Source organism: Haloglomus salinum, from assembly GCF_024298825.1.
Lineage (GTDB): Archaea > Halobacteriota > Halobacteria > Halobacteriales > Haloarculaceae > Haloglomus > Haloglomus salinum.
Window position 1 is genome coordinate 2,474,047 of the sequence record NZ_CP101153.1, and the last position, 12,561, is coordinate 2,486,607.

A 12,561-nucleotide genomic window follows, 5' to 3' on the forward strand; every position below is an offset into this window, starting at 1 on the left:
GCCGGTGATGAAGAGAAAGCATGGATTCCCGAATCGCTGTCCTCCTCGCCGGCCTCGTCGTCGGCGCCATCATCGGTGGCGTCGGCGTGCAGGCGGCCCAGCCTCCACAATCCGGTGTCAGTGTCCCCTCGATGGGAACGACCGCCGCGACCGGCTGTCTCACCGGTGACGAGCCCCGTGCGTGGGTCGGCCAGACCAGCGCCAACGCGGGCGAGTACCGCGCCGTCTACCTCCAGAACTACTCGTTCACCCACGACACGCCCAACCTCGCCGTCCGCGGTGACCTCACCGACGCGGGCGACGGCCGGTGGGAACTCGCGCTGACGACCGACCCCGACACGCCGACGAAGGAGGCCCCCGAGGACTGCACGCCCCGGACCACGGTGAGCGCCTCGGCCGCGCTCCCGCCGGAGTTCGAGACGCTGCGGGTCACGCTCGACGGTGACGAGGTGGCGACGGTCCGGAACTCCGGGAACCAGCCGGCGTTCCGCTACCTGAACGACTCGGGGGACTGAGCGGTTCACCAGGCTTTTAGTCGGCCAGTCCCCGGTGCCGGGCGTGCCATCGAGACGGGGACTGCTGGCGAGTGCCGGGGCGCTCGCGGCTGGGACGGGGTGTATGGGGCTGAATCCACTGGCCGAGCGCGAGCCGTTGCCGCGGCTGGGTCCCGTCAGGTTGTCGAACGCCGACGACGTTCCGCACGAACTGTCGGTCCGTATCCGGCGGGCCGGCGAGCAGGTGTACGCCGAGACGTTCGAACTGGAGACGGACGGCGAGGAAGGGACGTTCGGTGGGCTGGCCACCGTCGAATGTGGGCCCGGGTCCGAGCGCGGTCGCTATACGCTGTCGTTCGAAACCGAGACAGGAGAATCGGCGGACATCGAACTCGAACGTGGTGACGGCCCAGCGCTGTCGGTCCTGGCGGAGATACGTGGGGGTGGGGAGGTCGGTATCTTCAGCGGTGCCAACAGCTACGGGAATATGTGCGACGCTCCGACGCCGACGCCGGAGTAGCCGAGCGCCCTACCGGAACAGCCGCCGCACCCGGTCGGCCAGCGACTCGCCTGATGCCGCCGGAACGCCCCCGTCCGCGCGCACCTTCGCCGAGAACTTCTCGCGGACCTTCTCGACCTTCGGCCGGACCTGCGCGGCGCAGTAGGGCTGGTTGGGGTTCTTCTCGAAGTAGTCCTGATGTTTCTCCTCGGCGCGATACCACTCGCCCAGGGGCTCGACCTCCGTGACGATACCCTCGTAGACGCCCTCCGTTTCGAGTGCGTCGATGAACCCCTCGACGAGTTCCTGCTGCTGGTCGTCGTGGTAGTAGACGGCCGAGCGGTACTGCGAGCCCACGTCCGGGCCCTCGCGGTCCTCCGTCGTCGGGTCGTGGATGGAGAAGAACACCTCCAGCAGTTCCTCGTACGTGATGACGTCGGAGTCGTACTCCACCTGTACGGCCTCGGCGTGGCCCGTGCTGCCCGAGCAGACCGCACGATAGCTGGGGTCCTCGGTGTGGCCGCCGGTGTAGCCGGATTCGGCGGCGTGGACGCCGTCGAGTTCCTTCATCGCCGCTTCGATGCACCAGAAGCACCCGCCCGCGAACGTCGCCGTCTCGGTCATGGTCGTACTTGGTGTCGGAGGGGCATAAGGGTCCGCTCGGTGGGTGACACGGGGCGGAAAACGGCTCCTGTACCGACGAGTCTGGCGTCGAAGCCCTCGCGCTCTCTCTTGGTGACTCCTCTCCTGATGACTCTGAGGTCAATAGGGACGGCTACGAAGCCCTCGCGCTCTCGACCATCCGGGGCTCGCTGCGCTCCTCACCCGCTCCCTTCGGTCACTCGTTGCGGTGCTTACGTCGCCCGGGATGGGTCGAGAACGCTCGCTCTTCGATTCCGCCAGGAGAGCCGTTCCTCAGTCAGTTAGCCTGTACCTCATACCTCCCCAGCCGACTGCGGTGCTCACTTCGCTTCGCTCGTTGCGCTCCTCGTCCCTCGCGCGCTTAGAGGCGGCTGGCCCTGAGGGCACAGCCGCCAGCGCGCGCCCGGTCGACTGACGGGTATGCGCGACCCGCTACAGTCCACGGGCCGGGAGCGCGTGGTTCGCGGCTTGTCCGCGAACCCGTGCGACCTGGGGAAGGGCAGGGCCGCAGCGCCCGTGCCACGGTCCCCATCCCTGGTGGAATCGAAGGGCGAGCGCTCTGGACGAAGCACGACGACGCAAGCACCACAGCGAACGAGCGCAGCGAGTGAGCGAGGAGCGCAGCGAGGCGCGCGAGTCCAGAGCGCGAGGGCTTCGTAGGTGGTTCCGTTGTCGCTGTCCTGAGAGCGCGCGAGGGCTTCGTAGGTGCCTCGGAAGGGGCTGTCGCCTCGGCTGTAGGTCTGTTACTTTCCAAGCTGGAGTTTTAAACCAATAATGGCCGAATTATCCTTCCAATTTGGAGATACATAGGAAATATAGAGTTTATTTGGAAAATTCACATCCGCCACATTCACCCGCTCCACCCGAGAACCCCGCTCACATGACCACACCAGAGGCGGGAACCTACCGCATCACCGGTGGGCACGTTCTCCGACCCGATATGAGCGTCGAGCGGGCGGATGTCGTCGTCGACCGCGAGGCGGGCGTCATCGAGGCCGTCGGCGACCCATCCGAGGACGACCTGCCCGACGCCGAGGCGACACTCGACGCCGAGGACTGTCTCGTGCTGCCCGGACTCGTCAACGCCCACACGCACGTCGCGATGACCCTCCTCCGGGGCTACGCCGACGACAAGCCACTCGACGCCTGGCTGCAGGAGGACATCTGGCCCGTCGAGGGCGTCCTCGAACCGGCGGACGTACGCGCCGGCGCCCAGCTCGGCGTGCTGGAGATGATCCGGTCCGGAACCACGGCGTTCGCGGACATGTACTTCCATATGGAGCAGGTCGCCGACGTGGTCGCGGAGGCGGGCCTCCGCGCGCGGCTGGGCCACGGCGTCGTCACCGTCGGGAAGGACGAGGAGGCAGCGCGGGCCGATTTCGAGGAGTCGCTGGACGTGGCGCGCGACCTGGATGGCGCCGCGGACGGCCGCGTCCGGACCGCGCTGATGCCCCACTCGCTGACGACGGTCGACGCCGACCTGCTCGACGAGTACGTCGCGAAGGCGCGCGAGGCCGGCGTCCCGGTCCACCTGCACGCCAACGAGACACGCGAGGAGGTCGAGCCCATCGTCGAGGCGCACGACCAGCGACCGCTGGCGTACGCCCACGAGCACGGCCTGCTCGATGGCACGGCGGGCGACTTCCTCGCGCACGGCGTCCACCTCGACGATGCCGAAATCGATCTGCTCGCGGAGACGGGCACGGGTGTGGTCCACTGCCCTGCCTCGAACATGAAGCTCGCGAGCGGGATGGCCCCGGTGCAGGACCTGCTGGACACGGGCGTCCCCGTGGCTCTGGGGACGGACGGCGCGGCCTCGAACAACGACCTCTCGATGTTCGACGAACTGCGCGACGCCGCGATGCTGGGCAAGCTCGCGGCCGACGATGCCAGTGCGGTCCCCGCCGAGGCTGCCGTCGAGATGGCGACCGCGGGCGGCGCCGAGGTGCTGGGGCTCCCCGGTGGACGGGTCGAACCGGGCGCGGCCGCCGACCTCGCCGTCGTCGACCTCGATGCGGCGCATCTCACGCCCCGGCACGACCTCGTGAGCCACCTCTCGTACGCGGCGAGCGCGAGCGACGTGCGCCACACGGTCTGCGACGGGCGCGTGCTGATGCGCGACCGCGAGGTGCTGACGCTCGATGCGGCGGCGACGAGACGTGCGGCCGAGCGCCGTGCTCGGGAGGCGGCCGACCGGGCCGAATCCGGCGGCGACTGACGGGATCTCCGGCCGACACTCTTACCGATTTAGATGTGCTATTGAACAGTATGGGGGCCTCTGAGCCGCTCTCGGGCTGCTTGGTCTCCATCGTTTGAACGGCCTGAACGGTACGAACGTCGAACACGGTTTATGAAGGGATAGCCCCTCGACTGCGAGTGAGATGACCCAGACCAGAAGGAAACTGTTCGCGGTGCTGCTGGCCTCGCTGCTGATGTGCTCGGCGTTCGCGCCGGGGGCACTGGCGGCGACAGCGACAGCGGCGAATGCGCAGGTCAGCGTCGATACGGATGCAGCGGCGGACGTGTCCGCCGACAGCGCCAGGCTGAACGGTAACGTGACGGAGCTGAACAACTCGAACGCCACGGTCTCGTTCGAGTACTGGATGCAGGGTGACCAGGCGAACTCGACGACCGTGGAGGTCGGCGAACTGACCGGTCCGGGGACGTTCGATGCCGAGGTCACGGGCCTCAGCGCGAACACGACGTACGTGTACGTGGCCAAGGCCGAGGCGAACGGCAGTGCCGCCACCGGCAGTCAGGAGACGTTCACGACGCTGGAGACGCTCTCGGTGAGCGTCGAGACCGGTGCCGCGACGAACGTCACCGAGCGCAACGCGACGCTGGCTGGCAACCTCACCCACGTGAGCGGGACGGAGAACGCCTCCGTGGCCGTGCGATACTGGGTGCAGGGTGACCGGACGACCACGACGGTCGTTCAGGCCGGCGAGCAGTCCGAGGGGGACTTCTCCGTGGCCGTGAGCGGCCTCGACGCGAATACGACGTACAGCTACGTCGCGCTCGCGGAGGCCGAGCGTGGTGACGAAACCGCCGAGGACAGCGGGAACGAGAGCACCTTCACGACAGGCGAGACCGAGGAGTCGCTCGGTGTCGAAACGCTCGACGCCAGCGACCTGACGAACGACTCGGCGACGCTCAACGGTGATCTGACCGGAATCGGCGGCGCCGAGAACGCCACGGTCGCCTTCGAGTACTGGGTCGAGGGAGACCGTGCCAACTCGACGAACACGACCGATGTCGAACTCGATTCGCCGGGTACGTTCAGCGCGGCGGTCTCGGGCCTTCAGAACGACACCGCGTACGTCTACGTGGCACAGGCCCAGGCCAACGACACGACTGTCACCGGCGAACAGGTGACCTTCGAGACGGAGGTGGGGACGGAGAACGAGACCGACACCGGCAACGAGTCCGACGGTCCGTTCGGGCAGACTGTCTCCGCGTTCGTCGCCGAGCTTGTCCAGCAGCGCACGGACGCGAACGAGACCCAGTCCCAGAACATCGGGCTGCAGGTCGCAGCGTTCGTGACCGCTACCAACCCCGGCCAGGGCAACGGCCCGCCGGCCTTCGTCTTCGGCGACGGTGGGAACGAGACCGACGACCGCGGCCCGCCGGCGTTCGTGACCGGTGACGACGACGGCAACGAGACCGACCGCGAGCGCGGCCCGCCGGAGGACCGCGGCCCCGACGAGGACAAGGAGCGTGGCCCGCCGGAGGACCGCGGCCCGGACCGGGCTGACGATGACGACACGGACGAGGAAGAGACCGAAGAAGAGACGGAGACCGAAGAAGCGGACGAGGAAGAGACCGAAGAGGACGATGACGCCGACACCGAGGACGGCGACGACGGTGCCGACGATGCGGAGAACGACGACTCCGCGCCCGGCAACAGCGGCGACGCGCCCGGCCAGTAGACGCTGAACGGTTCCCTCGCGACCCCCACTTCCTGATTCCCGTTCTCGCCCCGCCAGCGGCCGCGCTGCGCCGGGGTTCGGTAGCGTTTTCCGGCCGCTTCCCGTCCGCTCGGGCATGACCGAGTCCATCACCGCCCGGGTCGAGGACCCCGACGCGGCCCGCGAATCCGGCCGACAGAAGATGGCGTGGGCACGCCAGCACATGCCCATCCTGGAGTCGCTGCGCGAGGAGTTCCGCGACGAGCAGCCCCTCGACGGCGAGGTGGTCGGGATGGCCATGCACGTCGAGGCGAAGACCGCGGTCCTGACCGAGACGCTCGCCGAGGCGGGCGCCGAGGTCGCCATCACTGGCTGCAACCCGCTCTCGACGCACGACGACGTGAGCGTCGCGCTCGACGCGCACGACTCCATCACCTCCTACGCCGAGCGCGGCGTGGACGACGAGGCGTACTACGAGGCGATGGAGGCCGTCATCGGCCACGAGCCGACCATCACCGTCGACGACGGTGGGGACCTCGTCTTCCGCATCCACGAGGAGCACCCGCACCTCATCGAGAGCATCGTCGGCGGCTGCGAGGAGACGACCACCGGCGTCCACCGGCTCCGCGCGATGGCCGAGGACGGCGCGCTCGACTACCCGATGTTCGCCGTCAACGACACGCCGATGAAGCGGCTGTTCGACAACGTCCACGGCACGGGCGAGGCCTCGCTGTCGAACATCTCGATGACGACGAACCTCTCGTTCGCCGGGAAGACGGTCGTCGTCGCCGGCTACGGCTACTGCGGCCGCGGCGTCGCGAAGAAGGCCGCCGGACAGAACGCCCACGTCGTCGTCACGGAGGTCGACCCCCGGCGCGCGCTGGAGGCGCACATGGAGGGCTACGAGGTCCTGCCGATGCGCGAGGCCGCCGCCGAGGGCGACATCTTCGTCACGACCACGGGCAACCGCGACGTCATCACTCGCGAGGACTTCCGGGAGATGCAGGACGGCGTCGTGCTCGCCAACGCCGGGCACTTCGACGTGGAGATCAACCTCGACCAGCTCGAGGAGATGGCCGACTCGCACGAAGAGGTCCGCGACGGCGTCGAGGCGTACCAGCTCCCCGACGGCCGGCACATCAACGTCCTCGCGGAGGGGCGACTCGTCAACCTCGCCTCGCCCATCGCGCTCGGGCACCCGGTCGAGGTGATGGACCAATCGTTCGGCGTACAGGCGGTCTGCGTGCGCGAACTCGTCGAGAACCCCGACGACTACGGCGCGGGCGTCCACGAGGTGCCCGATGACCTGGACCGCGAGGTCGCGGAGGTCAAACTCGACGCCGAGGGTATCGATATCGACGCGCTGAGCGCCGACCAGGAGGAGTACATGGGCTCCTGGGACCACGGGACCTGAGAGTGGCCCACCCTATCCGGCACGTTCGACGGCCCGCCCACCCCGCACCAGGAGAACGGCTCCGCCGACCCAGCCCGCGTACCGGATACCGAGGACGACGAGGAATCCGGGCTCCTTCCAGCCCCACCCGGTAATCCGGGTCCGTTCCGAGACGCGACGCACCTCGTACATCGTCCCGTTCTTCACGACGCCCATCCTGAGCGGGAGGGCCGACTCGGTCGGTCCAGGGTCCTCGGGCACGGGGACCGTCACGCTCCCCCTGTCGACGGCGGTCCGTGCCGTCTCGGGTGCCTCGTCGTAGGGGACCGCCAGTGCCCGCAGCACGGTCCCCCACTCGACCCGTTCGAGGTCGAGTACGACGCTCTCGTTCTCCAGCCGCTCGGTGGTCCGGTAGTATCGGGTGGTCGTCCGGTCGGGTTGTAGCCGGACGTATTCCGTCCCGTCGAGCGGCGGGTCGAGGTCGGTGCCATCCCTGACCCGGATGGGGCCGTCGGCGGCGATGTGGCGCGCGACCGCACAGGTCCGTGTCTCCCCGGACCGGCAGTCCAGATAGGACGTGTCGCTCTCCCACCGTTCCGGGGACAGCGGTTCCTGTGCGGCCTCGTACTCGCGGACCTCCTGTCCGGACACCTCCTCGGGGTAGGCCCACGCGCCGTTGGCGAGCAGGGCGAGTCCGAGCAGCACCAGCAGCGCGGGACGGGCGTACCGATGCACGTCCCCGGCCAGTGACGCCGCTGGTAAGTGCCTTCTGCAGAGTCCCCAGTCGGCCCACCTCGCGCCGGGTTTCACTTCCGGTTCCCGGCGTTTCTTTAAAACCCATCCGGGCCAACGCGGGGCCATGAGTCAGTCCACCTTCGACGACGACGAGCTGTTCGATGAGGCGACGATGGAGATGCGCGAGGAGGTCGAGGCCGCCCTCGCCGAGGCCCGTGCCGCGCTCCCCGAGCCCGACAGCATCTGGGACGTGGAAGCCGACAACACGCTGGGCGTGCTGAACGCGCTGAAGGGCGCGCTCGACCTCGGTGATGCCGAGGAGCACCTCCGCGAGGCGAAGAAGCAGTTCGTCCTCGGCCAGCGCGCCGACGCGTTCGAGGACGCCGACGACCTCGAGGACGAGATCGGCGAGCTGGAGGAGCTGTTCGGCGACATCGAGACCGCCCACGAGGAGGTCTCCGACCTCGCCTCCACGATTCCCGGCGTCCGTTCGGCACTGGAGGACGCCCACGAGGCCGCCGAGGCCGACCAAGAGGAAGAGGGAGAAGAGGAGGAAGAAGAGGAAGAGGAGGAGTGACCGCACGGCCACCGCTGGTGCTCGCCCGGGAGTATTCGGTGGAACCGTAAGGGATAATCGGGGGACGGCAGTCGGGTTCGGTTGTGTCGAAGCAGAACACGACCGACCCGGGGGGGTCATCGATGCACCCGTCGAGTGTCACTCGGCGTCGCATGTTGACCGCGCTCGGAGCAGCCTCGATGCCGCTCGCCGCGGGGTGCTCCGGTCTCCTGGGTGACGGGACTACCGAGACTCCAACCGACACGGACAGTCCGACGAACACCCCTCCCGACACCGAGACCGATACGATGACCGAAACCCCACAGCCCGAGGCCGTCGACCCACGATTCGGCTACATCGGGACGACCGACGAGGAACCGCCCACGGAAGCCGACCACACCGTCGACCTGCTCATCCGCGAGCGCGAGAACGCCCCCATCCCGGAGTTCTACTTCGAGCCGACGGGGCTGTACGTCGAACCCGGCGACACCGTCCGGTTCAACCTCGCGACGCCGCATCACAACGTCAACGCCTACCACCCGGCCTTCGGCTACACCCAGCGCGTCCCCGACGAGGTGCCGCCGTACTCCTCGCCCATCCTCGGCGTGGGCGAGTACTGGCTCTACACGTTCGAGCGAGAGGGGGTCCACAATCTCATGTGTGCCCCGCACGAACTGTTCGGGATGGTCGGCACCGTCGTCGTCGGGTCGGCCTCGGGTCCGGGCGCGAACCCGGTCGGCGAGGCGCCCGGCGGCGAGCGCGCGCGGCCGCCGGAGTTCACCGCTGCCCTGGTCCTCAGTGACCCCGCGATGGACCCCGAGAACATCGTCGAGCAGGGGAGCGTCTCCTGGGATGACCTCGCCGACGAGAGCAAGCGGCCGCTCCTCCGCCCGGTCGAGGAGGGTGGTGGCGGCGAGGAGACACCCACGCCGACGGAGACCGCCACGTCGACCGAGACCGCGACGGACACGGCCACCTCAACTGCGACGCCGACCGACTCTTCGATGTAGGGGCGCCGCGGCGACTCACTCGCCGTCCGCTTCTTTCGGCCACTCCCGCTCCTCGACAGCGGCCAGCACCCGCACGCAGGCGTCGGCCGACGACGCGAGCAGCCGCTCGCCCTCTTCGGCCGTCGCGGGCGTCGGGTCCGCGAGGTTGCCGCTCTCGGAGAACTCGTCGAAGTCGTAGGCGAGGTTGGTGCCGTCGACGAAGACGCCGAACTCGTGGCCCGCGCCCTCGGCGGCCTCCTCGTAGCGCTCCTCTCTGACGAGGTCGGGTGCGAGGTGGAGCATCAGGCTGGTCTCCGTCGGCCCACCGTGCCCGAGTTCGAACTCCGGCGCGACCACGTCGAACCAGGTGAACGGGACCGCGTAGCAGTCGCCGTCGCGGGTCAGGCGGCCGCAGACCTCCCGCAGCGCGCCCGTGTTGCCGCCGTGCCCGTTCACGACGACGACGCGGTCGAAGCCGTGGTGGGCCAGCGACCGGCAGACGTCGCCCACGTAGTCGCGGAAGGTGTCCTCCGTCACCCAGAGCGTCCCGTCGAAGGCGCGGTGCTCCTCGGCGACGCCGACGGGGACGGCGGGTGCCACGACGGGTTCCTCGCCGTGCTCCTCGGCGTAGCGCTCGGCCGCTTCCTCGGCGATGGCCTCCGCCGTCATGTGGTCGACCCCCAGCGGCGCATGCGGGCCGTGCTGCTCGGTGGAGCCGACGGGGACCAGTGCGAGGTCCGTCTCGGCGTCGCGGGCGTCCGTCCAGGTCTGCTCGGCGAGGTTCATGTCCGCTCGTGCGGAGGGCACGGGCTAATAGCCGGGTGGTCCGTGCGACTCCTCCCGGCCAAACCTTCATCCGTTCCTTCGCGGTAGCGGAGCGTATGCCCGACCGCATCGGCTACCGGATGGTCCAGGATGATGTCCTCGCGCTCGTCAGGGAACAGGGACACGGCGTCCTCTCGCTGGCCAGCGGCAACCGTGCCTACGGGGTGCCCATCTCCTACGGGTACGATGCGGACGGCGAGCGGTTCGTCCTCGAGTTCGTCAGCACCGCCGACAGCAAGAAACGAGCGTTCGTAGCGGATTCGACGGAGGTCACGCTCACCATCCAGGATGTCCAGGGTCCCGACACCTGGCGGAGCGCCATCGCCACCGGGACGCTCCATCCGCTGACCGAGGACGACGTCTCCGACCGGCTCGCGGCGCTGTTCTTCTCCCAGGCGACCGATATCGCGAAGGAGGCCCGCTGGACGGAGTTCGAGGGCTTCCAGCGGGACTGGTACGAACTCCGCGTGACGGAGCTCTCCGGCCGGCAGGCGACCAAGGAGCCGGTCTCGCGGTAACCCGGCCAGCGAGGGGGAGGTGGAGGGGGTACGAGTCAGTCGTCGCTCTCGACCGCCGCCCGCCGCTTCGCCGCGCGCTCGACGAACTCGTCGGGCAGCTCGTCTATCTCGCCGGCCTGCACGCCCCAGAGGTGGGCGTACAGTCCGTCGTCGTCGATGAGGTCCTCGTGGGTGCCGCGCTCGACGATGCGGCCGTCCTCGAGGACGACGATCTGGTCGGCGTCCTTGATCGTCGAGAGGCGGTGTGCGATGGCGAAGGTGGTCCGGTCCTCCGTCAGGCGGTCCAGCGAGCGCTGGATGAGCATCTCCGTCTCCGTGTCCACGTCGCTGGTGGCCTCGTCGAGTACCAGAATCTCGGGGTCCTTCAGGATGGCACGGGCGATGGCCAGCCGCTGGCGCTGGCCGCCCGACAGTTTGACCCCGCGCTCGCCGACCTCGGTGTCGTACCCGTCCGGAAGGTTGGTGATGAACTCGTGGGCTTCTGCGGCTTTGGCGGCCTCGACGATTTCCTCCTCCTCGGCGTCGAACGTGCCGTACGAGATGTTCTCGGCGACGGTGCCGTAGAACAGGAAGGTGTCCTGGGAGACGTAGCCGACCCGCTCGCGCAGCGAGGTGATGGTCACGTCGCGGAGGTCCTGGCCGTCGATGGTGATACGGCCGTCGTCGACGTCGTACATCCGGAGCAGGAGCTTCAGGACGGTCGACTTGCCGGCACCCGTCGGCCCGACCAGGGCGAGTGTCTCGCCGCCCCCGACCTCGAAGGAGATATCCTCGACGATGGCCTCGTCGTCGTAGCCGAACGTCACGTCCTCGTAGGTCACGTCGCCGTCCGCGACGACGAGGTCGTCGGCGTCGGGGTTCTCGGCGATGCGCGAGGGTTCGTCCATCAGCCCGAAGATGCGGGCCGCGGAGGCGTACGCCCGCTGGTACATGTTGATAATCTGCCCGAACTGGGCCATCGGCCAGATGAACCGCTGGGAGAGCAGGATGAAGATGACGAACTCGCCGGAGGTGAGCTCCCCCGTGAAGAACAGGGGTGCCCCGCCGGTCTGCTGATAGGTGAGCACCCAGACGCCGCCGAGGAGGAAGGTGGCGACGAAGCCGACGCCGGCCATGATTCGCAGCCCCGGGAAGAACTTGATGCGGGTGTCGATGGCGTCCCAGTTGGCGTCGAAGTAGTCCTGGGAGACGTCCTCGACGCGGTCGGATTCGTAGTCCTCCGTGTTGGCGGACTTGATGACCTGGATGCCGCCGAGGTTGTTCTCCAGCCGCGAGTTCACCTGGCCGACCGACGACCGCACGTCGGCGTACTTGGGCTGGATGGTCTGGATGAACCAGTAGGTGAACACCGCCAGCGCCGGGACCACGAACAGCGTCACGAGTGCGAGTTGCCAGTTGATCCACAGCAGGATGACCGCGATGCCGACGACCATCACGCCCAGCCGGAACGCGGCGTTCATCCCGTCGTTGAGGAACCGCTCAAGCCGGTTCACGTCGTTCGAGAGGATGGACATCATCTCGCCGGTCTGCTTGTCGGCGAAGAAATCCATGTTGAGCCGCTGCATCTTGTCGTACGTGTCGGTGCGGATCGCGTGCTGGATATGCTGGGCGAAGGAGTTCCAGCCCCAGTTCCGGGAGTAGTGGAAGGCCGCACCGCCGAAGAACGCGACGGCGATGAGGCCGACCGTCAGGTAGAGCTGGCCGGTCTTCGTGGCTGGGAGCCATGCGTCCGGGACGAACAGCAGGCTGTACTCGCGCTCGACGGTCTGTGCGAAGATGGCGTCGACGGCCAGTCCGAGCAGCAGCGGCGGCAGCAGGTCCAGCACCCGGGCGACGACGCTGGACAGCAGGCCGACGGTGAACGCGAACGTGTTGTCGGCGCCGTACTCGGTGAACAGCCGGCGCATCGGGTTCTCCGCGTTCTCGCGCTGCTCCTCGAACGGGTCGTCCTCCTCGGCGGGAGCAACGTCCATTGACCGAAAGTCAGGGTCTGAATCGGATA

At 68.3% G+C, this 12,561-nt stretch carries 12 protein-coding genes; 8 read left to right on the forward strand and 4 right to left on the reverse strand.

Annotation, left to right across the window (positions count from 1 at the left end):
* Positions 1-20 precede the first annotated feature (20 nt).
* Both NL115_RS11870 and NL115_RS11875 read left to right on the forward strand, forming a co-directional pair.
* Positions 21-515: a hypothetical protein gene (locus NL115_RS11870; protein WP_254829574.1), complete on the forward strand. Its 495-nt coding sequence runs from the start codon at positions 21-23 to the stop codon at positions 513-515.
* 43 nt (positions 516-558) lie between these two features.
* Positions 559-1,014, forward strand: a complete 456-nt coding sequence (locus NL115_RS11875) for an Ig-like domain-containing protein (RefSeq protein WP_254829575.1) — start codon at positions 559-561, stop codon at positions 1,012-1,014.
* A gap of 9 nt (positions 1,015-1,023) precedes the next feature.
* On the opposite strand, the gene msrA is transcribed toward NL115_RS11875, so the two are convergent.
* Positions 1,024-1,617 carry a peptide-methionine (S)-S-oxide reductase MsrA gene (msrA, locus tag NL115_RS11880; protein ID WP_254829576.1) on the reverse strand — a complete coding sequence of 198 codons (594 nt, stop codon included), beginning with the start codon at positions 1,615-1,617 and terminating at the stop codon, positions 1,024-1,026.
* 898 nt (positions 1,618-2,515) lie between these two features.
* Here msrA and NL115_RS11885 point away from each other — a divergent pair.
* The 3 genes from NL115_RS11885 (at position 2,516) to NL115_RS11895 (ending at position 6,957) form a co-directional block, all read left to right on the forward strand.
* Positions 2,516-3,853, forward strand: coding sequence for an amidohydrolase (locus NL115_RS11885; RefSeq protein ID WP_254829577.1), 1,338 nt, complete (start codon positions 2,516-2,518; stop codon positions 3,851-3,853).
* Between the two features lie 163 nt (positions 3,854-4,016).
* Complete coding sequence (locus NL115_RS11890; RefSeq protein WP_254829578.1) at positions 4,017-5,564, forward strand: phage tail protein; 1,548 nt, start codon at positions 4,017-4,019, stop codon at positions 5,562-5,564.
* A 115-nt stretch (positions 5,565-5,679) separates the two neighbouring features.
* Positions 5,680-6,957 (forward strand): adenosylhomocysteinase, encoded by a 1,278-nt coding sequence (locus NL115_RS11895; protein ID WP_254829579.1) that lies wholly within the window; start codon positions 5,680-5,682, stop codon positions 6,955-6,957.
* Positions 6,958-6,969: 12 nt separating this feature from the next.
* Here NL115_RS11895 and NL115_RS11900 read toward each other — a convergent pair whose 3' ends face one another.
* A complete protein-coding gene (locus NL115_RS11900) occupies positions 6,970-7,671 on the reverse strand; it encodes a DUF8127 domain-containing protein (protein WP_254829580.1) in 702 nt (233 codons plus the stop codon).
* A 124-nt stretch (positions 7,672-7,795) separates the two neighbouring features.
* Between NL115_RS11900 and NL115_RS11905 the strand changes: the two genes are divergently transcribed.
* Together NL115_RS11905 and NL115_RS11910 are read left to right on the forward strand one after the other, a co-directional pair.
* Entirely contained in the window at positions 7,796-8,248 is a 453-nt protein-coding gene (locus tag NL115_RS11905) for a DUF5790 family protein (RefSeq protein WP_254829581.1), read from the forward strand.
* A gap of 287 nt (positions 8,249-8,535) precedes the next feature.
* On the forward strand, positions 8,536-9,237 hold the full coding sequence (locus NL115_RS11910) for a cupredoxin domain-containing protein (RefSeq protein WP_254829582.1): 702 nt from the start codon (positions 8,536-8,538) through the stop codon (positions 9,235-9,237).
* A 15-nt stretch (positions 9,238-9,252) separates the two neighbouring features.
* On the opposite strand, the gene NL115_RS11915 is transcribed toward NL115_RS11910, so the two are convergent.
* On the reverse strand, positions 9,253-10,002 hold the full coding sequence (locus tag NL115_RS11915) for a creatininase family protein (protein WP_254829583.1): 750 nt from the start codon (positions 10,000-10,002) through the stop codon (positions 9,253-9,255).
* A 95-nt stretch (positions 10,003-10,097) separates the two neighbouring features.
* Here NL115_RS11915 and NL115_RS11920 point away from each other — a divergent pair, with 95 nt between their 5' ends.
* The gene (locus tag NL115_RS11920; protein ID WP_254829584.1) at positions 10,098-10,559 is read left to right on the forward strand and encodes a pyridoxamine 5'-phosphate oxidase family protein; all 462 of its coding nucleotides are present in this window, start codon (positions 10,098-10,100) and stop codon (positions 10,557-10,559) included.
* A gap of 35 nt (positions 10,560-10,594) precedes the next feature.
* Here the strand turns inward: NL115_RS11920 and NL115_RS11925 are convergent, their stop codons facing one another.
* Positions 10,595-12,532, reverse strand: a complete 1,938-nt coding sequence (locus NL115_RS11925; protein WP_254829585.1) for an ABC transporter ATP-binding protein — start codon at positions 12,530-12,532, stop codon at positions 10,595-10,597.
* Positions 12,533-12,561: the final 29 nt, after the last annotated feature.

Coding starts and splice junctions, on each gene's coding strand:
- NL115_RS11870 (WP_254829574.1), top strand. CDS start 21: ATGGATTCCCGAATCGCTGTCCTCCTCGCCGGCCTCGTCGTCGGCGCC.
- msrA (WP_254829576.1), bottom strand. CDS start 1,617: ATGACCGAGACGGCGACGTTCGCGGGCGGGTGCTTCTGGTGCATCGAA.
- NL115_RS11885 (WP_254829577.1), top strand. CDS start 2,516: ATGACCACACCAGAGGCGGGAACCTACCGCATCACCGGTGGGCACGTT.
- NL115_RS11890 (WP_254829578.1), top strand. CDS start 4,017: ATGACCCAGACCAGAAGGAAACTGTTCGCGGTGCTGCTGGCCTCGCTG.
- NL115_RS11895 (WP_254829579.1), top strand. CDS start 5,680: ATGACCGAGTCCATCACCGCCCGGGTCGAGGACCCCGACGCGGCCCGC.
- NL115_RS11905 (WP_254829581.1), top strand. CDS start 7,796: ATGAGTCAGTCCACCTTCGACGACGACGAGCTGTTCGATGAGGCGACG.
- NL115_RS11910 (WP_254829582.1), top strand. CDS start 8,536: ATGACCGAAACCCCACAGCCCGAGGCCGTCGACCCACGATTCGGCTAC.
- NL115_RS11915 (WP_254829583.1), bottom strand. CDS start 10,002: ATGAACCTCGCCGAGCAGACCTGGACGGACGCCCGCGACGCCGAGACG.
- NL115_RS11920 (WP_254829584.1), top strand. CDS start 10,098: ATGCCCGACCGCATCGGCTACCGGATGGTCCAGGATGATGTCCTCGCG.
- NL115_RS11925 (WP_254829585.1), bottom strand. CDS start 12,532: ATGGACGTTGCTCCCGCCGAGGAGGACGACCCGTTCGAGGAGCAGCGC.